This window comes from Bradyrhizobium sp. AZCC 1678 (assembly GCF_036924765.1).
GTDB lineage: Bacteria > Pseudomonadota > Alphaproteobacteria > Rhizobiales > Xanthobacteraceae > Bradyrhizobium > Bradyrhizobium algeriense.
This window is the reverse complement of sequence record NZ_JAZHSE010000001.1, coordinates 761,810-786,426: the sequence shown is the minus strand read 5'-3', so window position 1 is coordinate 786,426 and position 24,617 is coordinate 761,810. Positions and strand designations below refer to the sequence as shown.

General features: G+C 62.4%; 22 protein-coding genes, 1 tRNA gene and 1 pseudogene. 15 read left to right on the top strand and 9 right to left on the bottom strand.

Annotated features, from left to right (window positions below):
• Window positions 1–15 precede the first annotated feature (15 nt).
• The 3 genes from V1294_RS03765 to panE all read left to right on the top strand — a co-directional run bounded on the left by V1294_RS03765 (window position 16) and on the right by panE (window position 3,196).
• Entirely contained in the window at window positions 16–1,380 is a 1,365-nt protein-coding gene (locus V1294_RS03765; RefSeq protein ID WP_442895316.1) for an MATE family efflux transporter, read from the top strand.
• 103 nt (window positions 1,381–1,483) lie between these two features.
• Window positions 1,484–2,089, top strand: a complete 606-nt coding sequence (locus tag V1294_RS03760) for a 2-hydroxychromene-2-carboxylate isomerase (RefSeq protein WP_108520161.1) — start codon at window positions 1,484–1,486, stop codon at window positions 2,087–2,089.
• A gap of 186 nt (window positions 2,090–2,275) precedes the next feature.
• Window positions 2,276–3,196, top strand: coding sequence for a 2-dehydropantoate 2-reductase (gene panE, locus V1294_RS03755; RefSeq protein ID WP_334495231.1), 921 nt, complete (start codon window positions 2,276–2,278; stop codon window positions 3,194–3,196).
• 186 nt (window positions 3,197–3,382) lie between these two features.
• On the opposite strand, the gene V1294_RS03750 is transcribed toward panE, so the two are convergent.
• From V1294_RS03750 to V1294_RS03735, 4 genes are all read right to left on the bottom strand, one after another.
• Window positions 3,383–3,967 (bottom strand): c-type cytochrome, encoded by a 585-nt coding sequence (locus tag V1294_RS03750; protein ID WP_334495229.1) that lies wholly within the window; start codon window positions 3,965–3,967, stop codon window positions 3,383–3,385.
• 82 nt (window positions 3,968–4,049) lie between these two features.
• Window positions 4,050–5,309: a PQQ-dependent sugar dehydrogenase gene (locus tag V1294_RS03745; protein ID WP_334495227.1), complete on the bottom strand. Its 1,260-nt coding sequence runs from the start codon at window positions 5,307–5,309 to the stop codon at window positions 4,050–4,052.
• A 338-nt stretch (window positions 5,310–5,647) separates the two neighbouring features.
• Window positions 5,648–7,963: a DUF2235 domain-containing protein gene (locus tag V1294_RS03740; RefSeq protein WP_334495225.1), complete on the bottom strand. Its 2,316-nt coding sequence runs from the start codon at window positions 7,961–7,963 to the stop codon at window positions 5,648–5,650.
• Window positions 7,964–8,145: 182 nt separating this feature from the next.
• Window positions 8,146–8,220, bottom strand: a tRNA-Gly gene (locus tag V1294_RS03735).
• Window positions 8,221–8,724: 504 nt separating this feature from the next.
• Between V1294_RS03735 and trxA the strand changes: the two genes are divergently transcribed.
• Both trxA and V1294_RS03725 read left to right on the top strand, forming a co-directional pair.
• On the top strand, window positions 8,725–9,648 hold the full coding sequence (gene trxA / locus V1294_RS03730; RefSeq protein WP_334495224.1) for a thioredoxin: 924 nt from the start codon (window positions 8,725–8,727) through the stop codon (window positions 9,646–9,648).
• Window positions 9,649–9,679: 31 nt separating this feature from the next.
• Entirely contained in the window at window positions 9,680–10,354 is a 675-nt protein-coding gene (locus tag V1294_RS03725) for an LON peptidase substrate-binding domain-containing protein (protein WP_334487771.1), read from the top strand.
• Window positions 10,355–10,358: 4 nt separating this feature from the next.
• On the opposite strand, the gene V1294_RS03720 is transcribed toward V1294_RS03725, so the two are convergent.
• The gene (locus V1294_RS03720; protein WP_334487768.1) at window positions 10,359–10,709 is read right to left on the bottom strand and encodes a hypothetical protein; all 351 of its coding nucleotides are present in this window, start codon (window positions 10,707–10,709) and stop codon (window positions 10,359–10,361) included.
• 90 nt (window positions 10,710–10,799) lie between these two features.
• Here V1294_RS03720 and V1294_RS03715 point away from each other — a divergent pair, with 90 nt between their 5' ends.
• Together V1294_RS03715 and V1294_RS03710 are read left to right on the top strand one after the other, a co-directional pair.
• The gene (locus tag V1294_RS03715; RefSeq protein WP_334495222.1) at window positions 10,800–11,333 is read left to right on the top strand and encodes a TetR/AcrR family transcriptional regulator; all 534 of its coding nucleotides are present in this window, start codon (window positions 10,800–10,802) and stop codon (window positions 11,331–11,333) included.
• A 53-nt stretch (window positions 11,334–11,386) separates the two neighbouring features.
• On the top strand, window positions 11,387–11,584 hold the full coding sequence (locus tag V1294_RS03710; protein WP_334487762.1) for a Trm112 family protein: 198 nt from the start codon (window positions 11,387–11,389) through the stop codon (window positions 11,582–11,584).
• Between the two features lie 76 nt (window positions 11,585–11,660).
• Here V1294_RS03710 and V1294_RS03705 read toward each other — a convergent pair whose 3' ends face one another.
• Entirely contained in the window at window positions 11,661–12,881 is a 1,221-nt protein-coding gene (locus V1294_RS03705; protein WP_334495221.1) for a ubiquinone biosynthesis hydroxylase, read from the bottom strand.
• Between the two features lie 209 nt (window positions 12,882–13,090).
• Here V1294_RS03705 and tesB point away from each other — a divergent pair, with 209 nt between their 5' ends.
• Window positions 13,091–13,951, top strand: coding sequence for an acyl-CoA thioesterase II (tesB, locus tag V1294_RS03700; RefSeq protein WP_108520136.1), 861 nt, complete (start codon window positions 13,091–13,093; stop codon window positions 13,949–13,951).
• A gap of 3 nt (window positions 13,952–13,954) precedes the next feature.
• Here tesB and V1294_RS03695 read toward each other — a convergent pair whose 3' ends face one another.
• Entirely contained in the window at window positions 13,955–14,836 is an 882-nt protein-coding gene (locus V1294_RS03695) for a DUF4339 domain-containing protein (RefSeq protein ID WP_334495218.1), read from the bottom strand.
• A gap of 247 nt (window positions 14,837–15,083) precedes the next feature.
• Between V1294_RS03695 and V1294_RS03690 the strand changes: the two genes are divergently transcribed.
• The 4 genes and pseudogenes from V1294_RS03690 to V1294_RS03675 all read left to right on the top strand — a co-directional run bounded on the left by V1294_RS03690 (window position 15,084) and on the right by V1294_RS03675 (window position 18,944).
• Window positions 15,084–15,422 (top strand): P-II family nitrogen regulator, encoded by a 339-nt coding sequence (locus V1294_RS03690; protein WP_108520132.1) that lies wholly within the window; start codon window positions 15,084–15,086, stop codon window positions 15,420–15,422.
• A gap of 91 nt (window positions 15,423–15,513) precedes the next feature.
• A complete protein-coding gene (locus tag V1294_RS03685; protein WP_334495216.1) occupies window positions 15,514–16,818 on the top strand; it encodes an ammonium transporter in 1,305 nt (434 codons plus the stop codon).
• Window positions 16,819–17,122: 304 nt separating this feature from the next.
• Window positions 17,123–17,461, top strand: a complete 339-nt coding sequence (locus V1294_RS03680) for a P-II family nitrogen regulator (protein ID WP_008142813.1) — start codon at window positions 17,123–17,125, stop codon at window positions 17,459–17,461.
• A gap of 38 nt (window positions 17,462–17,499) precedes the next feature.
• Window positions 17,500–18,944, top strand: a pseudogene (locus tag V1294_RS03675) (ammonium transporter).
• Between the two features lie 170 nt (window positions 18,945–19,114).
• Here the strand turns inward: V1294_RS03675 and V1294_RS03670 are convergent.
• Together V1294_RS03670 and V1294_RS03665 are read right to left on the bottom strand one after the other, a co-directional pair.
• Window positions 19,115–19,531 (bottom strand): type II toxin-antitoxin system VapC family toxin, encoded by a 417-nt coding sequence (locus V1294_RS03670; protein WP_334495214.1) that lies wholly within the window; start codon window positions 19,529–19,531, stop codon window positions 19,115–19,117.
• Between the two features lie 3 nt (window positions 19,532–19,534).
• Window positions 19,535–19,765, bottom strand: coding sequence for an AbrB/MazE/SpoVT family DNA-binding domain-containing protein (locus V1294_RS03665; protein ID WP_334490120.1), 231 nt, complete (start codon window positions 19,763–19,765; stop codon window positions 19,535–19,537).
• 162 nt (window positions 19,766–19,927) lie between these two features.
• On the opposite strand from V1294_RS03665, the gene V1294_RS03660 reads away from it, so the two are divergent.
• The 3 genes from V1294_RS03660 (at window position 19,928) to V1294_RS03650 (ending at window position 24,544) form a co-directional block, all read left to right on the top strand.
• Entirely contained in the window at window positions 19,928–21,151 is a 1,224-nt protein-coding gene (locus V1294_RS03660; protein WP_334495212.1) for an aminotransferase class I/II-fold pyridoxal phosphate-dependent enzyme, read from the top strand.
• 13 nt (window positions 21,152–21,164) lie between these two features.
• The gene (locus tag V1294_RS03655) at window positions 21,165–23,606 is read left to right on the top strand and encodes a DNA translocase FtsK (RefSeq protein WP_334495210.1); all 2,442 of its coding nucleotides are present in this window, start codon (window positions 21,165–21,167) and stop codon (window positions 23,604–23,606) included.
• 125 nt (window positions 23,607–23,731) lie between these two features.
• Window positions 23,732–24,544, top strand: coding sequence for an outer membrane lipoprotein carrier protein LolA (locus V1294_RS03650; protein WP_334495208.1), 813 nt, complete (start codon window positions 23,732–23,734; stop codon window positions 24,542–24,544).
• The last annotated feature ends 73 nt before the right edge of the window (window positions 24,545–24,617 follow it).

Here is a 24,617-nt window from a genome sequence, read left to right as displayed (position 1 = left end):
ATCGTCACGTCTACAATGGGAATAAACGCCGTGCCGAAATCCCCCTCTCTCTGGAAGACATTCCTCGTCTTCCTCGCGCCCCTGATGCTGAGCAACGCGCTGCAATCGCTGTTCGGTACCGTGAGCAACGCATTACTCGGCCAGATGATCGGGGTCGACGCGCTGGCGGCCGTCTCGGTGTGCTTTCCCGTGATGTTCTTCCTGTTCGCCTTCGTCATGGGCCTCAGCACCGGCGCAACCGTCCTGATCGGACAGGCCTGGGGCGCGGGCGAGCGTGACACGGTGAAGGCGGTCGCCGGCGCGACGCTGGCGGTCGCCCTCCTCCTCGCCATGGCAGTGGCGCTGTTCGGCGGCCTGTTCAGCCGGCAATTGATGGCCGCGCTCGCCACGCCGCCCGATGTCCTCGACCTGGCCAGCGCTTACGCGCGCGTCATGCTGCTGACGATGCCGCTCGGCTTCGTCTTCCTGCTGACGACCGCGATGCTGCGGGGCGTTGGTGACACGCTGACGCCCCTGCTGGCGCTGGCCGTATCGACCGCGATCGGCCTGATCCTGACGCCACTCCTTATCCGCGGCTGGTTCGGATTTCCTGCCACCGGCGTGACGGCCCCGGCATGGGCGTCGGCTATTTCCACCGCGCTGACGCTATTCGTGCTCGGTCTATATCTCCGTCACAAGAAGAGTCCGCTGGCGCCGGACGCCGAATTTCTGCGCAGGCTTCGGCTGGATGGCGCGCTGCTCGGTAAAATCCTCGGCATCGGCATCCCGAGCGCGGTCGGGATGGTGGTGATGGCGATCGCCGAGCTGGTGCTGCTCGGCCTCGTCAACGGCTTCGGTTCTGAGGCCACCGCAGCCTATGGCGCCGTCAACCAGATCATGGGCTATGCGCAGTTCACCGCGATATCGATTTCGATCTCGGTTTCGATCCTCGGCGCGCAGGCGATCGGCAGCGGGCATGCCGGCCGGCTGGACGCCATCGTCCGAACCGGCCTGCTCCTCAATCTCGTCCTGACCGGCGGCCTGGTGGCGTTGATCTATCTGTTTCCCCGCGCGGTGCTGGGCGTCTTCATTACCGACACAGCCGTGCTCGAACTCGCGAGAAGACTGCTCATCATCGCTTTGTGGAGTTCGGTGCCGTTCGGCATGGCGACCGTGTTCTCAGGCGCGATGCGCGCAGGCGGCGTGGCCTTGAGCCCCATGCTGCTGTCGATCTTCGCCATCGTCGCCATCGAAATACCCTCTGCCATGATCCTGAGCCGGACCATCGGGCTGGAAGGGGTCTGGGCCGCCTATCCGATCGTGTTCTGCGCCATGTTCGTCCTGCAGCTCGGCTATTACACACTGGTCTGGCGTCGCCGCCCGCTTCGGCGGATGGTGTGACGTAGGCAAACCGCGCATTTCCACAATATTACGCTCGTCATAATACTGTGGACGCACCGCCAGCCTTGCGCCACAATGCGCCAAAACATCCAAGGAGACTGCCGTGAGTTCAAATCCGCAATTCCTGTTCGATTTCGGCAGCCCCAACGCCTTCCTCAGCCACGAAGCTATACCGGCGATCGAAAAGCGCGCGAACGTGAAGTTCGAATATGTGCCGATCCTGCTCGGCGGCATCTTCAAGGCCACCAACAACAAGTCGCCCGCCGAAACGCTCGCCGGCATCAAGAACAAGCGCGAATTCCACGCGCTGGAGACCGAGCGCTTCCTGAAGCGGTTTGGGGTCAAGCCTTATGTCTGGAATCCATTTTTTCCGGTCAACACGCTGAACCTGATGCGTGCGGCGGTTGCGGCGCAGTTCGAGGGCGTGTTCGAGAAATATGTCGAGGCCGCCTTTCATCACATGTGGGTCGAGCCGAAGAAAATGGATGACCCTGAAGTGGCGGCCAAGGCGCTGGCCTCGTCCGGCCTCGATGCAGCAAAACTGCTGGCACGCTCACAGGACGCCGACGTAAAGGCGAAGCTGATCGAGAACACCCAATCCGCCGTCGAGCGTGGTGCGTTCGGCTCGCCGACCTTCTTCGTCGGCAAGGAAATGTTTTTCGGCAAGGAGCAACTTCGCGAAGTCGAAGAGATGGTCTCGGGGAAATAGCCACCCGCCACAAGCCGTTCGGCGGGACATGGTAGGCAGGCGAATAGCGAGTGGCAAATAGCTGACAGTCAGTGGTAATGATGGCCGGGAGTTTTCCGGCTCGTCATCCGCCAACCTCGCTATTGGGCTCCCGCCAAGACCAACAATAAGGCCGACAACAAAGCCAACAATAAAGGAAGTTGATCCATGCGTATTCTCGTGGTCGGCGCCGGCGCCATCGGCGGCTATTTCGGCGGCAGGCTGCTGCAGGCAGGCGACGACGTGACGTTCCTGGTGCGGCCGAAGCGCGCTTCCGAGCTCGCAAGCGCAGGCCTCGTCATCAGGAGTCCCGCCGGCGACGTGACGCTCAAGAGCCCGCCGACGGTGCAGGCCGACAAGCTCGCCGAGAAATTCGACGTCGTGCTGCTGAGCTGCAAGGCGTTCGACCTAGAAGACGCGATCAAGTCCTTTGCCCCCGTGGTCGGGCCGAAAACGGCGATCATCCCGCTGCTCAACGGCATGCTGCACCTTAACGTGCTGGACGAGAAATTCGGAGCCGACCGCGTGCTCGGCGGCCTCTGCGCGATCGCGGTGACGCTCAACGAGGCCCGCGAGGTGGTTCAGCTCGCGCCGATGCAGTCGCTCAATTTCGGCGAACGCGACGGCTCGATGTCGGATCGGGTGCGCGCGATCGCGAAAGTGTTTGAGGGCGCCAAGGTCGGCGCGGTGGCCAGCGAACACATCATGCAGGACATGTGGGAGAAGTGGGTTTTCCTCGCTTCGCTCGCCGCGTCGACCTGCCTGATGCGCACTTCGGTGGGCAACATCCTGGCGGTCGCCGGCGGCAAGGATTTTCTGCTCGGCATGCTCGACGAATGCAGCGCGATTGCAAAGGCGTCGGGCCACGCGCCGACCGGCCCATTCTTCCAGCGCACCAGCGGCTTGTTGACGACCGAAGGCTCGCCGATGACCGCCTCGATGTTCCGCGACATCAAAGCAGGCCTGCCGGTCGAGGCCGACCATGTGATCGGCGACCTCGTTGCGCGCGCCGACGCCGCCAAGATCCCGGTGCCGAAGCTGCGCATCGCCTACACGCATCTCAAGGCGTATGAGAAGCAGCGGGGGTGATCTCTTATCCTCCCCTGGAGGGGGAGGATCGACGCGCGCAAAGCGCGCGGCGAGGTGGGGTGACGGTTTCTCCACTCGGGCAATGTTGGATGTGGAGAGACCGTCACCCCACCCCGTCTCACATTTCGCTGCGCTCCATGTGAGCCGACCCTCCCCCTTCAGGGGAGGGTGAAGCGCTCTGCGCATTCACAAATGCGCGAGATAATGCGCGAGCGCTTCGATTTCTTCCTCGCTGAGGGGGAAGGCCACATCCGCCATCGCCGCCATGGCGCCGCCGGCCCGCACGCCCGATTTGTAATCCCGCAGCGCCTTCACGAGATATTCCTCGCGCTGGCCGGCGACGCGGGCGACCGCCTTGGTGCCGGCGTAGCTATCCATGTGACATGAGGCGCAGCGCCGTCCGGCCGCCGCCTGCGCGCCCTTACTTGAAAGGTCCGGGTTGTCGTCGGGCTTGGGCGTCTTCGGCGGCGGAAGCGAGGCGTAATAGGCGCCGAGGTTGCGGATGTCCTCATTGTTGAGCTGCTCGACAATCGGCTGCATCTGTTCGTTCTTGCGGGTGCCGGCGCGGAAGAACACGAGCTGCCATTGGATGAAGAGATCGGGCTGGGCTGCGAGCGAGGGGGTGTTCTCCATCTGCGAAATGCCGCCCTCGCCGTGGCAGCCGACGCACAGCTCGGCCTTCTCCTTGCCGGCCGCGATATCGGCGGCGCGGACAGGCGAACCGCTGGCGATCGCCAACGCCACCACGGTCCCGACCAATGCATTTCGCATGCGAACTCCTCTGCCCCACACCCAAACAACAGGGCTGCGGCCACCCGTTCCCGGATAACCGCAGCCCCTGATCGTTGACGTCCTACTTCTTGTAGCTGATGCGATAGATCGCACCGGCCCAGTCGTCGGCCACCAGGATCGAACCGTCCTTGGCGAGGATGATATCGTTCGGACGGCCGAGGTAACCCGTGTCGCCTTCAAGCCAGCCGGAAGCCAAGATCTCCGACTTGGCGTTCTTGCCATCGGCATCGACGATCACGCGTTTGATCCGGGCGCCCTGGTACTTGTACCGGTTCCAGGAGCCGTGCTCGGCGATCAGGATGTTGTTCTTGTACTCAGGCGGAAATTGATCGCCGGTATAGAACTTCATGCCGAGCGGCGCCACGTGCGCGCCGAGATTGACCACGGGCGGCGTGAACTCCGAGCACTTGTGACCCATCGCGAATTTCGGGTCCGGCATATCGCCCTGATGGCAGTAGGGATAGCCGAAATGCTCGCCGATCTTCGAGATCATGTTGAGCTTGTCGCTCGGCATGTCGTCGCTGATCCAGTCGCGCGCGTTCTCGGTGAACCAGTATCGCCCCGAGCGTGGATCGACGTCGCCGCCGACGCTGTTGCGGACACCGAGCGCCCAGATCTCGGCATTGCCGGTCTTGGGATCGACGCGGCGGATCTGCGAGAGGCCGGTGGGCGGGATGCCGATGTTGAAGGGAGGTCCGAACGGCAGATAGAACCAGCCGTCCTTGTCGACGGCGATGTATTTCCAACCATGCGCGACGTAGGAGGGCATGTCGTCATACACCACCTTGCCGGCGCCGAGATTGTCGAGATTGGCTTCGGCGTTTTCGTATTTGATCAGCTTGTTGATCGCGACGACGTAGAGCGCGCCATCGAGAAAGGCGAGGCCGGTCGGCATGTTGAGGCCCTTGAGGACAGTCTTGACCTCTCTCTTTCCGCCATTGTCCTTGATCGCATAGACGTTGCCGAGGCTGAAGGAGCCGACAAACAGCGTGCCCTTGTCGCCCCAGGCCATCTGCCGCGCCTCCAGCACGTTGGAGGCATAGACTTCGATACTGAAGCCCTCCGGCAGCTTGATCTTCTTCATCATCGCCGCAAGTTCGGCGTCCGAGGCGCCGGTCGGCGGACCGGATGGTGGCGCCTGGCCCTTCTGAGCCTCGGTCTCGTCGCCGAGGAACCAGTCCGGCGGCGGGTTGGTCCAGAAATCCTTGGTGCCGGACTCGTATTTTTTCAGAGGCTTCTGCTGCGCGTTGGCCTGACTGGCCCCCGCGACAACGAGGATTGCTGCGAGCGCAAGAATAGATCGATTGAAAGCCGACTTCATCGCGTCACTCCCTGTGCAGCCTGGCGGCTGCGCCTGTTATTATTTTGAAAAGGTTCTAGAAGCGAACTTGGTCTGGTGAAGAGAAACAGACCGCAAACTGGTAGCATATCCGCTGCTGGAGATACGCGGCACCGTCAGACAAAAACAGACTGAAGGGAAAATTCCTTGTCCGGTTTGGTTCTGAGACTTTTTTGCGACGTGCACGCTGCATCGCAATATTCGCGCAGAGCGAACGCGCAGCGCGAATGAGAAGCGCCCACCGCGTGGGCAAGCTTCCACAGAAAGGTGGATCCACCCAGGTCTGTTCTATTCGATGGGACAGACCCGTCACGCGCCCGCTATCTTGTTCGCCTTACGGTAAGGTATGCAGTGCCGCGATTGTTGCGGTAGAGCAGGTCATAGAGACCCGGCACACCGATCACGGCGTCGTTGACGAAGACGAACAGTTCTTGTTTGCGATTTGGCGCAATCGTGGGCGCGATATTGAACTGGATGATGTCGTCGTAGGGATCAGGTTCGTAGGAGCTCTCTTCGCCGCCGACATGCCCAAAACGCAGCACGATGCGGAACCAATCCTTGGATAGCTCCCGCCGCAAAGGCAGAAACAGGGAGAGATATACACGCTCGTACCAAGCCGGCTGGTCTTTGGCGGAGAAGCCTCCGACCGGAGTGCCGATGCGAGCGACGCCATTGAACCATGGCTCACCCGGCTGGATGGTCACATAGTAGCGCGCGCGATGTTCGAGCAGGATGCCTGTTGCCTTGCACAGTTCCGACGTTTTGAATTCAACACGCTTGCTCTGGTTGATTTCAAGCACTGCGGGCTCTGGATCGGCATCACCGTGAATGCAGGTGTATCCGGCCACGTCCAGGCCATCGTAGGCGAGATGATTCACCGCTGCAAATCCGAGATAGAAGAACACCACCGCGAAGAACGCCGGTGCGATCGTGCGTTTCAGATGGTCGTGGAAGCCGATGTAAAGCGGGCTGCTGCGGAGACGATAGATCCAGTTGTCGGGCAGGCCTGACGGTGCTTCCGGCGTCTTTCGCCAGATCGAAGCCATCAGATTTGATGTGCGACCTGCAATTCGCGAGGACACATATAGCAAGCCGGAAACCAGGCCAGCCAGAACAAGGAACCAGCCCGGCGCGCGTGCATAGCCGTCGATCCACGTCGATGCAAAGCCTGGAAGAAATCCGCCGACAAAGCGCACAAAGTCCGACACCCAGCGAATCGGGCTTGTATATTCATCATAGCGTTGCGCGCCGCTCACCAGCGGAAACAGCACCAGCCACAACGTCGCGCCGACGGTGGCGAAATAGGTGATGCGGCGCTTCCAGACCTCGTTCCAAACATGCTCCTGCGCCAGCGCACGCTGCGCCGCAGCCGTGCTGGCTTCAAACGGTTCTGTGGCCGACGCGATCCTGAACTTGTCGGGCGATACGATCTCGCCGTCTTCCTTGACGACGCGATAATAGGGCGGAAGGCCAACCGGCGCGTAAGCATGCGCGTGGTTTTCGATGCGCCTGAAGACGCTTTCGTGAATTTTTGCGATTCCGACGCCGACCTCGTCGTCTTCCTGTTTCCTGGTCTCTGGATACAGGAATGGGACCAGTTTGCGCGGCCCGTAGCGGTAGTAGCCGCCGAGACCCTTGCGCGGGTCGTAGAGCCGTCCGTCCTTGTCCCGCTTGGAAATCGCGTTCTTGAACGTGTCGGGATCGGATATCATCAGATCAGGATTGGGCGGCTCGTTTGCATAATCCGATTTGAATTTGAGCCCGCATCGTTTGGCCTCGGTAATCATCCAGACGAAAGGGATGTAGGCGAGCGCATCGTCGGGATACCCGCCGCCGACATTGGTGTGCACGCCGGCAAACCAGACCTGGCTGATACGTTCGTCCTTGATGAAGCGCCGCCCGTTGACGTCGGGCGCAGCGGTGTTGCCATTGATGCCGGCGGTTTCGTCCCAAAGCTGCGGGTGGAACGTGGTCCGCTCCTCGTCGACCGCCAGCGCCTGACAGGCGCGCATGACACGAGGGGAGAGACGGTTGTTCGGCAGTTCAATCGGCCAGATATACTGATGAATGCCGCGGGTCATCTCGTCGACCGGCATGCCATAGGCGGCAACCGTGTCCCAGACGCCGACGAACCTGATCTTGACGTTCCTGCGAACCTCTTTCGGAGGATAATGCGGCCCGAACTTGTTGCGGACCCATTGATAGGGCGCTTCAAACTTCAGATGATGGTAGCGATCCCTGCGATAGGCGCGGTAGGCCGCACTCGCCAGGCTGTGGAGTTCGGCTTCATTGTCGGCTTTGATGAGACCCTGGCTGTCGATCAACCCCATCACGATCCGGATCGTGAAGGCGCCGCGACTGAATCCAAAACCGAACAGCTCGTCGTCGGCATCGCGATAGTTGCGGCAGGCGAATTTGTAGAGGGCGATGACGTTGCGCCGCAGGCCGAGACCGAACGCGCCGCCGAGGATCGCCATCGGCTTGAACGACGAGGTACCGACGCCGTCGTCATAGAACGCGATCTGGTCGTTGCCGGAAAGATCCAGCGCCTCGAAGGTGCGCCAGACATTGGTTCGCCAGACTTTTGCTGAAGAATTGCCGGTGCCGTCGGACAGCAGAATGATTTTCCGGCCCATGAAATTGCCCCGCCGAGTGATGAAGAGACCCCACAATCTCTTGCCCGGGAGAATTACACGCGCCGCTCGAGCCAAGGGAGAGCTGAATCACATCACGGCACCAAAAACGACCGGGCCCAAAACGACAAGGCCGCCAAAAGGCGGCCTGTCGATGATCCGGTAATTTGCCATAGAAGAAAATCTGGAGCGGGCGAAGGGGCTCGAACCCTCGACCCCGACCTTGGCAAGGTCGTGCTCTACCACTGAGCTACACCCGCATCCGAGATGGCGGCGAACGCTCGCCGTCAACGGCAGACCTATGCCAAATGCGGACCGTGAATGCAACAGTCCGCGTGCGATCTGTTGGCGCGCGGATCATCCGATTTCATTAACAAATGGGAGCGAATCGGTCCGAAACAACGCCTAAACGGGGTTTGTCGGCCTCGTAAGCCCACGCCGGGAACCCAAGGCCAGGCCGCGGGCGCGATGCAGGGCGATTCGAGCCATTTTTTCGAACCAGCCTCCCAACGCTGTCCATTCCTCCCGCACGTCGCAATCGAAGGTATTTGGCTTGCCTCGACGGGGCGTCGACGTTCCGGCAGGGTTCCGACCCCCGATGACGCGGCCTGCGCCTGCCGATTGAATTTTGTGACCAAGCCGCCATCTAGCGGATGAGGAACTTCACCCCTAGCCGTGCTAGAACGGGTCCGAATTCCAAGACATCTTCTAACGCCAAGATTCTAACTCCAAGACATCTTCTCAAGACATCAGGCGAGGATACCGTGACGATAGTTGAGCAGGGCGGCGGCCCGGCGCCGCAGGCAGCACCCGATCTGATCAAGGAGACGACTACCCAGACCTTCGTAAAGGATGTCATCGAGGAATCGAAGCGTCAGCCGGTGCTGATCGACTTCTGGGCGCCCTGGTGCGGCCCGTGCCGCCAGCTTACGCCCGTTCTCGAAAAGGCAGTCCGCGCGGCCAAGGGCAAGGTCAAGCTGGTCAAGATGAATATCGACGAGCATCCGGCCATCCCCGGCCAGATGGGCATTCAGTCGATCCCGGCCGTGATCGCGTTCGTGGGCGGCCAGCCCGCCGACGGCTTCATGGGCGCGGTACCGGAGAGCCAGATCAACGCCTTCATCGACAAGCTCACCAAGGGCATGACGGCGCCGGGCGAGCCGAATATCGCAGAGATCCTGCAGGAGGCCGAGGCCGTGCTGGCGGAAGGCGACCCTGCCGCGGCAGCCCGGATCTATGCCGAGATACTGGGTTTCGATGCCACCAATATCGCAGCCATGGCAGGGCTGGCGAAATGCTATGTGACGACGGGCGCCGTCGAACAGGCCAAGCAGACGTTAGCGATGGTGCCGGAATCGAAGCGCAACGACGCCGCCGTCAAGGCGGTGCAGGCCTCGATCGACCTTGCCGAGCAGGCCCAGTCGGTCGGCCCGGTGACCGAGCTCGAACAGAAGGTCGCCGCAAATCCGCTCGACCATCAGGCGAGATTCGACCTGGCGACCGCGCTCAACGCCCTCGGCAAGCGCACCGAGGCGACCAACCAGTTGCTGGAAATCGTCAGGCGCGATCGCAAGTGGAACGATGACGGCGCGCGCAAGCAACTGGTGCAGTTCTTCGAGGCGTGGGGCGGCGCCGACGAAGCGACCGTCGAGGGACGAAAGCGGCTGTCGACGATTCTGTTCTCGTAGGACGTATTCCACCGAACCAACGGGACTGCAAATGCCGATCAATGCCGAATACCGCGGACCCGGCGAGCTTCCCGAAATCGTTCCGGTATTTCCATTGCCGGGCGCGCTGTTGCTGCCGCGCGGCCAGATGCCGCTCAATATTTTCGAGCCGCGCTATCTGGCGATGGTGGATGACGCGCTACGCGATGGTCACCGGCTGATCGGGATGATCCAGCCGGATACTTCCCACAGCAGGGATGAGACAAGGCCGGAGCTGTTCCGGGTCGGCTGCGTCGGCCGCATCACGCAGCTCGCCGAATCCGGCGACGGCCGCTACATTCTGGAACTGACCGGCGTCGCGCGCTTCAAGGTGGTCGAGGAAATCTCGGCGCTGACCGCGTACCGGCAATGCAAGGTGGATTTCTTTCCCTATGCCGACGATTTCGTGGCGCGCAAAGGCGAAGAAGCCGTCGACCGCGCGGCCCTGCTCGATGTGCTGACGGATTTTCTCGAAGCCAACAATCTGAAGGTGGATTGGGAAGGTATCGAGAGCGCGCCGAACGAGGCACTGGTCAACGCGCTCGCCATGATGTCGCCCTATGGTCCGGCGGAGAAGCAGGCGATGCTGGAGGCGCCCGACCTGAAGACCCGCGCCGAAATCCTGATCGCGGTGACCGAAATGGATCTCGCCAAGAAGCGCACCAGCGGCGACACCGGGCTGCAGTAATGCGTCAATACCCCGCCACGGCGAGCACGACGACGGCGCCGAGCGCTTTCCAGCCAAAGCCGCGACCGCGGGACCACCAGGCGTTGGCAGCGGCGGCAAAGGCGTAGACCGCGACGATCGTCACGACGATCCAGTGCCGCGCGCTCTCCGATCCAAACGAGGGCGCGGCAATCAGCAGCACGCCGCCGCCGATCCAGGCCACCGTACCCGCCTGCCATACGAGGCGGATCAGGGTCCGCAGGCTCTCCGGCTGGATGGTGGCTTTGGCAAACACCTTGGTTTCGCCCAGCGCACCGTGAATCAGGGCAACCACTATTCCGGCGACGCCAGCACATTGCAGAATGAGATCGCGCATCGAACGCCTCCATACACTACTGTATTGTTATGCGCCACATTCTGGCGCCTGTCAATACAGTAGTGTATGGTGCGCATTGCAGGACCGATCATGAACGATCAGCTATCGGCAAAGGACTGGCTCGATCAGGGCCTGAAAGCATTGGCGAGCCGCGGCTTCACCGCGCTGAAGGCGGAACCTTTGGCCAAGGCGATGGGCGTGTCGCGCGGCAGCTTCTACTGGCACTTTGCCGATATCGCCGCCTTTCATGCCGCAATCCTTGCGCGCTGGCACGAGGTTGCGGCCGAGCAGATCATCGCCAATGTCGAGGCGGCCTCGAAGGACGAGAACCCGCTCGCGCTGCTGCTGCGCCGCGTGTTCGGCGAGCGGCTGATGCTGGAACGGGCGGTCCGCACCTGGGCAAGCATCGACCCCGCTGCCCGCGCCGCCGTGCAGGCGATCGATCGGCGTCGGTTGAGCTATGTGGAGGGCCTTCTGGCCCAGTCCGGGTTATCGGCGGAAATTGCACGTGCCCGCGCCCAAATTCTCTATTGGGCGTTTCTCGGCTTTGCGCTATCGGATCAGCCGTTGCCGAAGGCGCGACAACAGGCCGTGGTCGACGAACTGGTGCGGATGTCAGCGTAATGACACCTCGCGATCCTGTATGATATGGACCAGCGCCTAGCCGGAGACAGCAAATGAACGCCACGCCCGAACGCCTCGACAGCACCGTCGATCCGAAGCTGCTGGAGATCCTGGTCTGCCCGGTGACCAAGGGTCCGCTCGAGTTCGATTCGACCCGGCAGGAGCTGATCTCCCGCTCGGCCAAGCTCGCCTACCCGATCCGCGACGGCATCCCGATCATGCTGCCAGAAGAGGCGCGTAAGATCGAGTGACGCGTTGGCGAATAGTGAGTAGCGAATGGCGAATAGCAAAACCTCCATTCGCTACTCACTATTCGCCATTCGCCCGTTAAAGCGCCTCGCCCTTCAGCAGCCGCGGCACTTCACCCGACAGCCCTGCGGCCTGGCGGATGAACAGGCTCTTCAGCGGCGGCGCGCGATCGACGAGGCCAAGCCCGATATCGCGTACGGTGCGCAGCAGCGTCGATTCGTTCGAGAACAGGAAGTTCAGCGAATTGGTGGCAAGCCCCATCGCCATGGTGTCGAAGCGCCGCCAGCGCTGGTAGCGGTCGAGCACGTCGGCCTGCCCGGGATCGATGCCGAGCCGCGCCGCATCGACCACCACTTCAGCCAGCGCCGCGATGTCCTTCAGGCCCATGTTGAGGCCCTGCCCCGCGATCGGATGAATGACGTGCGCGGCGTCGCCGACCAGCGCCAGCCGCTCGGCAATGAATGAGCGCGCGACGAAATAGCCGAGCGGAAACGCGCGCGGCTTGTCGAGCGCCTTGATCTCGCCGAGGTGCAGCCCGAAGCGCTTCTCGAGTTCATCGTGGAATTCGGCTTCGCCGAGCGCGGTAATGCGTGCGGCCTCGGCGCGATCCTCGGTCCACACCAGCGACGAGCGTTTTCCGGTCAGCGGCAGGATCGCGAATGGCCCCGCCGGGAGAAAATGCTCTTCGGCGCGGCCGTGATGATCGCGTTCATGGCCGACGGTGACGACGATGCCGGATTGATCGTAGTCCCAGCCATGGGTGGCGATGCCGGCGCGCTCGCGTAGTTTTGAGCGCGCGCCGTCAGCGGCGACCAGCAGGCTTGCCTCGATGACATTGCCGTCCGCGAGCGTCACGGTGACGCCATCGGAACGCGAATCGTAGGTCGAAACCGCCGTGGCCCGGAGATCAATGCTTTCAGCCTCGGCGCGCGCGACTAGCGCATCGATCAGGCGGCGGTTTTCGACCATGTGGGCGAAGGGTTCGCCGGGTTCGACATGGCCGGCAAAGGTCAGGAACACCGGACGGGTGGCATCCTCCAGTTTGGAATCGGTGACGACCATGTCGAGGATGGCTTGCGAATCGGCCGCCACCTGGTCCCAGACGCCGAGCGCCTCGAACAACCGCCGGCATGCGGCCACAATGGCGGTCGCCCGCGGATCGCGGCTCGGCCGCACCGCCAGGGCCGGATCGGCCACGATGACGGGAATATCCTTGCCAAGGCCCTGACGGAACGCCAGCGCCAGCGCCAGCCCGGCAAAGGCGCCGCCGCAGATGACAATACTTCGCTGTGCCGCCATGCGGTCCTTGCCCGGTTACTTCGTCAGACTACGCTTGCTACCTGATATTAGCTGGGCGAAACAGGGCCGAGAAACAAGGTACTTAAGCTGACCGTCATTCCGAGGCGCGCGCCAGCGCGAACCCGGAATCCAGAGGTTTTGGCACGAGATTCCAGGTTCGCCAATTCGAGGCGCCCCGGAATGACCCCGAAATTGAAAGCGCCACCACCATGTCCAAGGGCCTGATTGACCTGATTTCCATCCTCGATCTCGAACAGCTCGAGGTGAACCTGTTTCGAGGCAACAGCCCGAAGACGAGCTGGCAGCGGGTGTTCGGCGGCCAGGTGATCGGACAGGCGATGGTGGCGGCATGCCGCACCGTCGAGGGCCGCCTGCCGCATTCAATCCATTGCTATTTCATCTTGCCCGGCGATCCGCAGATCCCGATCATCTACCAGGTCGAACGCCTGCGCGACGGCAAGAGCTATTCGACCCGTCGCGTCACCGCGATCCAGCATGGCAACGCGATCTTCTCGATCATGGTGTCGTTCCATGCGGAAGAGGAAGGCGCGTTCAACCATCAGGAAAAGATGCCGGATGTCCCGCCGCCGGAAAAACTCACGGCGGAAGAAGTGTCGAAGCAGCCGATGTTCAAGGAGATGCCAGAATTCATCCGCCGCTACTACGAATCCGACCGGCCGATCGAACTGCGCCCGGTCGAGCTCGGCCGCTATTTCGGTCAGAAGATCGACGACGGGCGCATCCATGTATGGATTCGCACCGCGGCCAAGCTGCCCGACGATCCCGCGCTGCATTTGTGCGCGCTGGCCTATGCATCGGATTTCTCGCTGCTCGATGCGGTGATGGCGCGCTACGGCCGCACCCTGTTCGACAAGCGCATGATGCCGGCGAGCCTCGATCACGCGATGTGGTTTCACCGGCCGTTCCGCGCCGATGAATGGCTGCTCTACGCGCAGGACTCGCCGAGCGCGCAAGACGGCCGCGGATTGACCCGCGGCTTGATCTTCAAGCCCGACGGCACGCTGGTGGCATCGGTGGCCCAGGAAGGCTCGGTGCGCCAGCGCAAGTGAAGCTTACGCGGTCGCGCCGCGCTCCGCCAAAACAGTCTGTGACGCCAGCCACTGCGACATCCATCGATATACCCAAGGTATCGGGATGATGAAGAAGAAGCCGATCACAGACACGAGCGCGCGCCACAGAAACTCCAGTCCGCTGCCGATGAAGAGGACTTCACGCCGCGTGCCCTCGATGTTCCGACAAAACCATCGCAGCCAGGCGACGTAAACCCAGGCCCAGCCGACGATCGTGATGATGGAAATCACGGCCAGAATGGACCAGCCGATATAAGCCCACACCGAACCGGAGAAGCTGAGCCCGAGCGGCTGCCCATTGGACGAAAGGTTCGCGATAAACCATTTCAGGAAAAGCCAGTAGAGAACCAGCTGGCCGATGTTCACCAGATTGCCGAGCCACTCGATGCCGGTCAGGCCAACCCCGATAATGATGACGACAGCTCCGAAATACCAGGGAACGATCGTCATCGGCTCGCCTGCGAAGCCGAGGTTCGGCCGTCCCGGCACTTGGACGCACGGAACGAACCATTTTGCGTACCACACCACGACCCATGGTCCCGGGATGATGAAGATGAGGCCGATCACGAGTACGAGGCTGCGCCAGACGAACTCCGGAATTCCGAAATCAATCGACAGCGGGCCCCCGCTATAGCTTCCGGCCATTTGTGGCGGGCCACCGGGCTGCGCGAAAGCGGGCGGGCCGGATCCGCCAGGTACCAGACCGGGGATTTCCCCTGCCCGTTGCCAGCCCGACATCCCCTCGGTCCAGACCAACGTATCCGCGCTGACCGTGCCCCGGGTAATGAGGTCGCGAAGCTGGGCTTCCGGATAAGGGCCCTGTTGCTGGCCGCTGGATGCATAAAACCACGATCGGTTCGACATTATTATTTCCTTGAGCCGTGGAAATGGGAGAGCCGGCGGAGTGGCTGGCGGTGAAACCGTATTTTGGCGGACGATCCTACCGCCTGTACAGTGATTGACGTCACCAGCTGGAAATGTTTTCCCCTTCTACCTGCAACTTTTTTGTGCCATTTGCCCAGAAAGATGCCAGATTTGCGTCGGCAGCGAGCCGCCACGCGGTCCGTCTGCCGAGTGCTCAAGAAATATCCAGGGAAATAAAGGCCTGACCATGAAACTCGTCGTCGCGATCATCAAACCCTTCAAGCTTGACGAGGTGCGCCAGGCGCTGACGGCCATCGGCGTCCACGGCATGACGGTGACCGAGGTCAAGGGCTACGGCCGCCAGAAGGGCCACACCGAAATCTATCGCGGCGCCGAATATGTCGTGAACTTCCTGCCCAAGCTCCGAATCGAAATCGCGGTCGCCTCCGACGTCGCCGAAAAAGCGGTCGAGGTCATTACCGCGAACGCGCGTACCGGGCAGATCGGCGACGGCAAGATCTTTGTCACGCCGATCGACCACGCCTTACGAATCCGCACCGGCGAGACCGATAGCGACGCACTCTGAGGCTTCACTGAGTTCAAGGCGCGGTGGCAACGACGCCGATCGCGAGAAGCCAAGAAACGACAACAAAACGACAACAGGCCGGGGGAATTCCATGGGGGCACCATCGTATCGTGCAGCGGGGAATGCTGCGCTCATCGCTCTTGCGGTGAGCTCACTCGCGACGCCGGCCTTTGCCGAGACGTCCACCATCAATGCCGCCGACACCGCGTGGATGATCGTTGCCACCGCGCTGGTATTGATGATGACGATACCGGGCCTGGCGCTGTTCTATTCCGGCATGGTGCGCAAGAAGAACGTGCTGGCGACAATGGCGCAGAGCCTCGCTGCCGTTGCGATCATCTCGATTCTCTGGGTGGCGTTCGGCTATTCGCTGGCCTTCGTCGGCGACGGTCCCTGGATCGGCACGCTCGACCGCTGGTTTTTGATCGGAATGACGATGGAGAGCGTCAACCCGGCGGCGAAGACGATACCGGAAGCGCTCTTCATGCTGTATCAGATGACGTTTGCGATCATCACGGTAGCGCTGGTGGCAGGCGCCGTGGCGGACCGGATGCGATTCTCGGCCTATCTCCTGTTCTCCGTCGGCTGGTTCATGTTCGTCTATGTGCCGCTCGCGCACTGGGTGTGGGGTGGCGGATTCCTTGCCACCTGGGGCGTGCTGGATTTCGCCGGCGGCCTCGTCGTTCATCTTTCCGCCGGCATCGGCGGACTGGTTGCGGCGAAGGTGATGGGCCCGCGTCACGGCTATGGCAGCGAGAACCTCGCGCCGTTCGACCTGTCACTTGCCGTGATCGGCACCGGATTGTTGTGGGTCGGCTGGTTCGGCTTCAATGGCGGATCGGCGCTGGGCGCGAACTCGCGCGCGGTGATGGCGATCACCGCAACCCATCTGGCCGCCTGCGCCGGCGCGCTGACCTGGGCCGCGATCGAATGGGGGACACGGCGCAAGCCGTCGGTGCTCGGCATGATATCGGGCGCCGTCGCGGGGCTTGGCACCATCACACCGGCCTCTGGATTCGTTGCGCCGTGGCACGGCGTCTTGATCGGCGTCGTCGCGGGAACGCTCTGCTTCTGGGCCTGCACCTGGCTCAAGCAGCGTTTCAAATATGACGACTCGCTCGACGTGTTCGGCGTCCACGGCATTGGCGGATTAACCGGCACATTGCTCGCCGGCGTGTTCGCGGTGAACGCGATCGGCGGCACCCCAGGTCTGATCGAGGGCAATGCGCAACAGGTCCTGATCCAGCTCTATGGGATCGCCGCGACGCTGGTGTGGTCCGGCGGCGTTACCTTTGTGCTGCTCAAGTTCGTTGGCGTGTTCGCCCCGCTGCGGGTGTCGATGCAGCAGGAGCTGGAAGGCCTCGATATCTCGCAGCACGGCGAAGCGCTGCAATAGATCCCCACCTCATTACCGTTTTCTTGCCCGGCCGCTGAGCAGGATTGTGATGCCTGTCAGGCCTGCCCGCGATTTGGGCAGGCCTGACTACGCTTTGGGCGCGACGGAATGGCGCAGGAACGTGCAATTCCCGCAAAGGGCGAAAAGGGCCGGATTCATAGTCTGTTAGGAAACGGTCCCGATCTGGCACGGCATTTGATTCTAAGGGTCATGGCTGTGCCCGCGTAGTGAACATCTCCGCGTGGTGAACCTCAGTCGAGAACGCCCGGTCGGTCTGAGCCGGGCCCAAGCGGGGATAGGACCCATGAAAATTGTTATGGCGATCATCAAGCCATTCAAGCTCGAAGAAGTCCGTGATGCCCTGACCGCCATTGGCGTTCATGGTCTTACGGTGACGGAAGTCAAAGGGTATGGCCGCCAGAAGGGCCATACGGAAATCTATCGCGGCGCCGAATATGCCGTGAGCTTCCTGCCCAAGATCAAGATCGAGGTCGCTGTCGCCTCGGATCAGGTCGACAAGACCATCGACGCCATCACCTCCGCTGCCAAGACCGGCCAGATCGGCGACGGCAAGATCTTCGTCATCAACCTCGATCATGCGGTGCGCATCCGCACGGGTGAGGCGGATGCTGCGGCCCTCTGATTTCGCGCTCAAACCTTACCACTCAGGAGTAAAACCAAATGACGTTTAAACGTCCCTATAGCGCGGGACTGGCGGCCCTCGCAGTCGGCCTGTTCGCCGCGACCGCGGCCTACGCCGAACCAACCGTCAACAAGGGCGACAACGCCTGGATGCTGACGTCGACAGTGCTGGTGCTGTTGATGACCATTCCCGGCCTGGCGCTGTTCTACGGCGGTCTCGTCCGTTCCAAGAACATGCTCTCGGTCCTGATGCAGGTGTTCTACACCGTCTGCATCGTCGTCCTGCTCTGGTCGCTCTACGGCTACAGCCTCGCCTTCACCGGCGGTTCCGACTTCATCGGCGGCTTCTCCAAGGCCTTCCTGATGGGCGTAACCCTCGAATCGAAGGCCGCAACCTTCAGCGTCGATGCCAACATCACCGAGCTCATCTATATCTGCTTCCAGATGACCTTCGCGGCGATCACGCCTGCCCTCATCGTCGGCGCCTTCGCCGAACGCATGAAGTTCGCGGCGGTTGCCTTGTTCGTTCCGCTCTGGGTGACCCTGATCTATCTGCCGATCGCGCATATGGTCTGGTACTGGCCCGGTCCAGATCTGATCACGGATGCAGCCAAGGCGCTCGCCGCGGCGGCTGACGGTGCGGCGAAGACCGCGGCGCAGGCCAAGCTCGACGAGATCAACGCCGATGCCGGCTGGATCTTCAAGAAGGGCGCAATCGACTTCGCCGGCGGCACCGTGGTGCATATCAACGCCGGTATCGCCGGCCTTGTTGGTGCGCTCCTGATCGGCAAGCGCGTCGGCTACGGCAAGGAGCTGATGGCTCCGCACTCGCTGACCATGACCATGATCGGCGCTTCGCTGCTCTGGGTCGGCTGGTTCGGCTTCAACGCCGGATCGAACCTCGAAGCCTCCGGCGGCGCCGCGCTCGCCATGACCAACTCCTTCGTTGCAACCGCGCAGCGGCGGCGATGGCCTGGATGTTCGCGGAATGGATCGTCAAGGGTCATCCTTCGGTGCTCGGCGCGTTGTCGGGCGCGGTGGCGGGCCTCGTTGCGGTTACGCCTGCGGCCGGCTATTCCGGTCCGATGGGCGCGATCGTGCTTGGTCTCGTGGTCGGCGTCGTCTGCCTGTTCTTCTGCACCGTGGTGAAGAACTCGCTCGGCTATGACGACTCGCTCGACGTGTTCGGCGTCCACTGCATCGGCGGCATCATCGGCGCGCTCGGCACCGGCATCCTGGTGAATCCGGCCCTCGGCGGTACCGGCGTCATGGACTACGCCGCCGGCAAGATCGCCGACTACGACTTCGTTGCGCAGATGACCTCGCAGCTCTGGGGCGTCTGCACCACGCTGGTGTGGTCGGGCATCGGTTCGGCGATCCTCTACAAGGTGGTCGACGTCATCGTCGGCCTGCGCGTCAACGTCGAAACCGAGCGTGAAGGCCTCGACGTCACCGAGCACACGGAGCGCGCCTACAACATGTAAGTTCTCCCGGGATGCGATCCCCCAAGGGACAACGTAGTCGTTGCCCCGGGGTCGCATCCACAACTCCGGTTCGGGCACATACCCGGCAATGCCCTGACCGTTGAGGGGCTCCAGCGCAAGTTGGAGCCCCTTTCTTTTTGTGCAGCGGATTTGCCGAACCCGGGCCGGAACTAGGTACGCGCGTCGCTTTCCGGCGTGATCAACGTCACGGCCGGAAAGTAAGTTCGATAGCGTCGCGTATCGCGTGTCAGCAGAGGTAGCCGTTCAACGGCTGCATGGGCGCCGATGAAGAAGTCCGGCAGCACACTGCTGCGCGCGCCGCCCGCGTTGCGGTACTGAACCGACGCCTTGCCGGCCAGGAACAGCGCCATCCGCGGTATCGGCGCAACGGTGAGGCCGGCTTGCGTCAAAGCGGCTTCGAAATCCGCTATCATTGGAAAGCGCATCGAAGTTTCTGCAAAGATAACGTCATTGATCAGCAGAGGGCCGCGACGAGCCGCGTCCTCGAGTTGTGCAAGCGACCACTCCCACCAGCCTTCAGTCTGCGTGAAGACGTCCAGCAGGATGTTCGAATCAACGAGCGTCACGGACTAATCCCCGCGCGTGATCGCCATGATTTCATCCGTGGAGGGACCGGGTCCGGCTATACCGACCAGCTTGGCAAGGCGACTGGGTTCCTTTGTCGCTTCGACTTTTTCGATCACGATGCTGCCGTCGGCGGCGCGCCGGAACTCGACCTGGCTGCCCGGAGCGATCCCGAGGTGCTCGCGCACCGGCTTTGGAATCGTCACCTGGCCCTTACTTGTGACTGTCGTTGCCATGGCAGACCTCTGCAGCGGGTAGATATGGTAATACCGCGCAAATTGTACAGGTCGGCCGATGGTTAATCGCGTCTTAACCTCGCCGTATCTATGGTGGTTTGATGTGTTTCCGGTCGGAGGTTTGGTCCCTCGACCGCTATTGAAAGTGCTGGCGTTTCAGACATGGCGATGACTGCCTCTTCCGGCGTGGCGCAGGGCGCCGGCAGCGTACCTGCCGGTCAGGCCGAGCGTTCGCCCTTTCTGCGCACCACCGAGTTGCTGGCTCCTTACCAGCCCGCCAAGCCATTGATTACGCTGTCATTGGGCGAGCCGCAGCACCCTGTGCCGGATTTTGTCGGGCCGGTTCTGGCGAAGCACATTGCTGATTTCGGCCGCTATCCCCTGGCCAAGGGGATCGAGCCGTTCCGGCGGGCAGCAGCCAATTGGCTTTCGACTCGGTTCCAGCTCCCCCGGCCGATCGATCCCGAGAGCGAAATCCTGGTGCTGAGCGGCAGCCGCGAGGGGCTGTTTTTCGCGGCGATCACCGCCGCCCGTTATGTTGGCCCGCGCAAGGGCAGGCCCGCGATCCTGATGCCCAACCCGTTTTATCCGGCCTATGGCGCGGGCGCCCGCGCCGCCGGATGCGAACTGATTTACCTGCCGACCACTCTCGCCAACGGATTTTTGCCGGAACTCGACGCGCTCGACGAGGCGACGCTGGCCCGAACCGTGGCGATGTTCATCGCCTCGCCCGCCAATCCGCAAGGTTCGGTCGCCTCGCGCGACTACTTTATGCGCTTGAAGAAGCTCGCCGACCGCCATGGCTTCATGATCCTGAGCGACGAGTGCTATTCGGAAATCTACACAAGGCAGGCGCCGGGCAGCGCGCTGGAATGCGCCGGGCCCGATTTTGCCAACGTGGTTGCGTTCCAGTCGCTGTCGAAGCGCTCGAACCTGCCCGGCATGCGCGTCGGCTTTGCCGCGGGCGACCGCAAATTTCTCGCGGCCTTTCACGAATTGCGCAATGTCGCGGCACCCCAGGTGCCGGTGCCGCTGCAGCACGTCGCGGTCGCCGCCTATAGCGACGAAATGCACGTCGAAGAAAACCGCAGACTTTACCGTATCAAGTTCGATCTCGCCGACCAGATTCTCGGCAGCCGCTACGGCTATGCGCGGCCCGCCGGCGGCTTCTGCGTCTGGCTCGACGTCTCCGAGCGCGGCGGCGACGAGGCTGTGGCGGTCAAACTCTATCGGGATGCGGGCGTCCGCGTGATCCCGGGAAGTTATCTGTCGCGACCGCAGAACGACGGCTTCAATCCCGGTGCAGGCTACATCCGCCTCGCGCTGGTCTCCGACAGCGAATCAACGGCCGAGGCATTGCACCGGCTGGTCGAAATTCTGGATTAATCGCAGGGCCCCCATGAGCATGCCAGCGATCGAACGTGTCATTCCCCTGGTCGGCCATCTGCCGGTCTCGATCCGCGACGCCCTCGCGCGACGGCTGCGCGAGCTTGCAGGCCTCGGCCTGATCGGGCTGTCCGGCGTGGCGGCGGCGGCGTTGATGACGTGGTCGGTACAGGACCCGAGCCTGAGCCACGCGACGTCGCGTCCGATCCGCAACGTTCTCGGCTATCCCGGCGCGATCGGCGCCGATCTCCTGATGCAGATTCTCGGCCTCGGCGCGATCATGCTGATCCTCCCCGTCGCGGTGTGGGGCTGGCGCATGCTGACCCATCGCACCTTCGACCGCGAAGCGCTGCGCCTTGGATGCTGGATTCTCTGCACGGTGATCGCGGCGGGCTTTGCAAGCTGCTGGCCGCATGGCGGAACGTGGGCGCTGCCGACCGGCCTTGGCGGCGTCGTCGGCGATGCGCTGGTGCGGGCACCGGCCGTGGTATTCGGTCCGGCCGGCTTCACCTATCGTCTCGTTCTCGGCATCATCCTGTTCGCGGCGATGTGCGCGGCCTTTCTGTTTGCCAGCGGCTGGGGCTCACGTCCGAGAGATGAAGAGCTGACACCGATCGAGGACGATGACGCGCCCTTCGAGGAAGAAGGGGATCGCAGTTCGGTTTCGCTCGGATGGGTGTATCACGCGCTGATGAGCGCAAAGGCGCGGCTCGCTTGGCTGATGAGCGCGGCCTATCGATCGCTGGTGTCGAGTTCGCCGCCGCCTCGCACCGCCTCGTTCGAACGTCAGGAACCGAGCCTCAAAGGCCGCGCTGCACCGGCACTGGCCCCGCGGGAAGAGGAATTCGAGGACGAGGAAGAAGAGGAAGACGAGGACGAGGAAGTCCCGGCCGCTCGCGCTCCGCGCAAGAAGGCCGCGCAGCGCGCGGCGGCACGCAAATCCGACAAATTCGAACTGCCTTCGGTCTCGGTGCTGACGGCACCCAAGGCATCGGATCGGCAACCGCTCAGCAAGGCTGAGCTGGAGGCCAATTCGCGCGCGCTGGAAGGCGTGCTCGGCGATTTCGGCGTCCGCGGCGAGATCGTCAAGGCCAACCCCGGCCCGGTCGTGACGCTGTACGAGCTCGAACCAGCGCCCGGCATCAAATCCTCGCGCGTGATCGGCCTTGCCGACGATATCGCCCGCTCGATGAGCGCGCTCTCGGCCCGCGTCGCCGTGGTCGCCGGCCGCAACGCCATCGGCATCGAACTGCCGAATGTGCATCGCGAAAAGGTTTACCTGCGCGAATTGCTGACCACGAAGGACGAGTCGCACGCGAAACTTCCGCTCTGCCTCGGCAAGAATATCGGCGGCGAATCCATCATCATCGATCTGGCGCGCACGCCGCATATGCTGATCGCCGGTACCACCGGCTCCGGCAAATCAGTCGCGATCAACACCATGATCCTGAGCCTGGTCTACCGCTTGCGGCCGGATCAGTGCCGCCTGATCATGGTCGACCCAAAAATGCTCGAACTCTCTGTCTATGACGGCATCCCGCATCTGCTGACGCCGGTCGTGACCGACCCGAAGAAGGCGGTGGTGGCGCTGAAATGGGCCGTGCGCGAGATGGAAGAGCGCTACAAGAAAATGGCCAAGCTCGGTGTGCGCAACATCGACGGTTACAACCAGCGCCTCGTCGAAGCCAAGGGCAAGGGCGAAGAACTGACGCGCACGGTGCATACCGGCTTCGACAAGGAAACCGGCAAGGCGATCTACGAGGACGAAAAGCTCGACCTCGAACCGCTGCCCTTTATCGTCATCATCGTCGACGAAATGGCCGACCTGATGATGGTGGCCGGCAAGGACATCGAAGGCGCGGTGCAGCGTCTCGCCCAGATGGCGCGCGCCGCCGGCCTGCACGTGATTCTCGCAACCCAGCGTCCCTCGGTCGACGTCATCACCGGCACCATCAAGGCGAACTTCCCGACCCGTATCTCGTTTCAGGTCACCTCGAAAATCGACAGTCGCACCATCCTCGGCGAAATGGGCGCCGAGCAACTGCTCGGCCAGGGCGACATGCTCTATATGGCCGGCGGCGGACGCATCAGCCGCGTGCACGGGCCGTTCGTCTCCGACGAGGAAGTCGAGAAGGTCGTGCGTCACCTCAAGACGCAGGGTCAGCCGGAATATCTGGAGGCGGTCACCGCGGAAGAGCCGACCGACGAGGACGGCGCGGTGTTCGATTCCACCGGCATGGGCGGCGATGGCGGCGGCGACCTGTTCTCGCAGGCGGTTGCGATCGTCAAGCGCGACCGCAAGGCCTCGACCTCCTATATTCAGCGCCGGCTGCAGATCGGCTACAACCGCGCCGCGTCGTTGATGGAACGGATGGAACTCGAAGGCATCGTCGGGCAGGCGAATCACGCCGGCAAGCGCGAAATTCTGGTCGCGGAAGAAGAGGGCGGATTCTAGATACCGGCGCCAAACGGGGTTTCGGCGCAACGATTTTCACGGAAAAACGATACCTCCTTTGGTCGAAAGCACGATAAAATGGCCGGCAGCGGGGTGCCTCGTTGAATAGAGATCCGAAATACCTGATGACACAACAACCCACCCATCGCGGGCTGCGCTCCGGACTGGCCCTTTTGATCGCCATATCCATCGCAGGCTTCGCGACGCCTGCGCTCTCGCAGACCGTGCCGGTTCCGAAACCCGCGCCGAAGGCCAAGGCCCGCGACGGCAGCGTGCAGATGAGCGCGCAGGAAAAGGGGCCGACGACCACCGGCGCCACCCAGACGCCGCCCAACCCGGTGATTCCCGACCCAAACCGCAATGTCCCGGCTAATATTTTTGCAACGTTCGACGCCAGCCAGAAGGCGCAGGCCGCCCGGGTCAGCTCCTACCTGTCCTCGCTGCAGACGCTGGTCGGAAACTTCGTCCAGGTCGGCCCCGACGGCAGCAAGACCAAGGGCGATTTCTACATCCAGAAGCCGGGCAAGGTGCGTTTCGAGTACGATGCGCCCAGCCCGATCGCAATCATCGCCGACGGCTCGTCGCTGGCGGTGCGGGATACGAAGCTTGCGACCCAGGACATCTATCCGCTGTCGCAAACGCCGCTGCGCTTCCTGCTGTCGGACCGGATCGACCTGCTGAAGGACACCAATGTCGTCAACGTCACGGCCGATGACATCTACATCAGCGTCACCATCGAGGAGAAGCAGGCCCTGATCGGCACCAGCCGGCTGATGCTGATGGTCGGCGTCAAGGACGGCCAGCTCAAGCAATGGACGGTAACCGACCCGCAGGGTTACGACACCACGATTGCGGTCTACAATCTGGACTCGTCCAAGAAGGTCGATCCCGGCCTCTTCAAGATCGACTTCACCAACTACACTACGCCGGCGAACTGAACGGCGCGCCTTCTCCATTTCTTTCCGTAAGGTGGGCAAAGCCAACGGGTCGCGCGAATGCGCGCCCGATGAC

What these genes read in the sequence shown, in the direction of transcription:
- panE (WP_334495231.1), top strand. Translation starts at nt 2,276, where the DNA reads ATGCGTATTCTCGTGGTCGGCGCCGGCGCCATCGGCGGCTATTTCGGC.
- V1294_RS03720 (WP_334487768.1), bottom strand. Translation starts at nt 10,709, where the DNA reads ATGCGCGATCTCATTCTGCAATGTGCTGGCGTCGCCGGAATAGTGGTT.
- V1294_RS03715 (WP_334495222.1), top strand. Translation starts at nt 10,800, where the DNA reads ATGAACGATCAGCTATCGGCAAAGGACTGGCTCGATCAGGGCCTGAAA.
- V1294_RS03695 (WP_334495218.1), bottom strand. Translation starts at nt 14,836, where the DNA reads ATGTCGAACCGATCGTGGTTTTATGCATCCAGCGGCCAGCAACAGGGC.
- V1294_RS03765 (WP_442895316.1), top strand. Translation starts at nt 16, where the DNA reads ATGGGAATAAACGCCGTGCCGAAATCCCCCTCTCTCTGGAAGACATTC.
- V1294_RS03650 (WP_334495208.1), top strand. Translation starts at nt 23,732, where the DNA reads ATGACACAACAACCCACCCATCGCGGGCTGCGCTCCGGACTGGCCCTT.
- V1294_RS03655 (WP_334495210.1), top strand. Translation starts at nt 21,165, where the DNA reads ATGAGCATGCCAGCGATCGAACGTGTCATTCCCCTGGTCGGCCATCTG.
- tesB (WP_108520136.1), top strand. Translation starts at nt 13,091, where the DNA reads ATGTCCAAGGGCCTGATTGACCTGATTTCCATCCTCGATCTCGAACAG.
- V1294_RS03710 (WP_334487762.1), top strand. Translation starts at nt 11,387, where the DNA reads ATGAACGCCACGCCCGAACGCCTCGACAGCACCGTCGATCCGAAGCTG.
- V1294_RS03750 (WP_334495229.1), bottom strand. Translation starts at nt 3,967, where the DNA reads ATGCGAAATGCATTGGTCGGGACCGTGGTGGCGTTGGCGATCGCCAGC.
- V1294_RS03745 (WP_334495227.1), bottom strand. Translation starts at nt 5,309, where the DNA reads ATGAAGTCGGCTTTCAATCGATCTATTCTTGCGCTCGCAGCAATCCTC.
- V1294_RS03705 (WP_334495221.1), bottom strand. Translation starts at nt 12,881, where the DNA reads ATGGCGGCACAGCGAAGTATTGTCATCTGCGGCGGCGCCTTTGCCGGG.
- V1294_RS03740 (WP_334495225.1), bottom strand. Translation starts at nt 7,963, where the DNA reads ATGGGCCGGAAAATCATTCTGCTGTCCGACGGCACCGGCAATTCTTCA.
- V1294_RS03660 (WP_334495212.1), top strand. Translation starts at nt 19,928, where the DNA reads ATGGCGATGACTGCCTCTTCCGGCGTGGCGCAGGGCGCCGGCAGCGTA.
- V1294_RS03690 (WP_108520132.1), top strand. Translation starts at nt 15,084, where the DNA reads ATGAAACTCGTCGTCGCGATCATCAAACCCTTCAAGCTTGACGAGGTG.
- V1294_RS03725 (WP_334487771.1), top strand. Translation starts at nt 9,680, where the DNA reads ATGCCGATCAATGCCGAATACCGCGGACCCGGCGAGCTTCCCGAAATC.
- V1294_RS03665 (WP_334490120.1), bottom strand. Translation starts at nt 19,765, where the DNA reads ATGGCAACGACAGTCACAAGTAAGGGCCAGGTGACGATTCCAAAGCCG.
- V1294_RS03685 (WP_334495216.1), top strand. Translation starts at nt 15,514, where the DNA reads ATGGGGGCACCATCGTATCGTGCAGCGGGGAATGCTGCGCTCATCGCT.
- V1294_RS03680 (WP_008142813.1), top strand. Translation starts at nt 17,123, where the DNA reads ATGAAAATTGTTATGGCGATCATCAAGCCATTCAAGCTCGAAGAAGTC.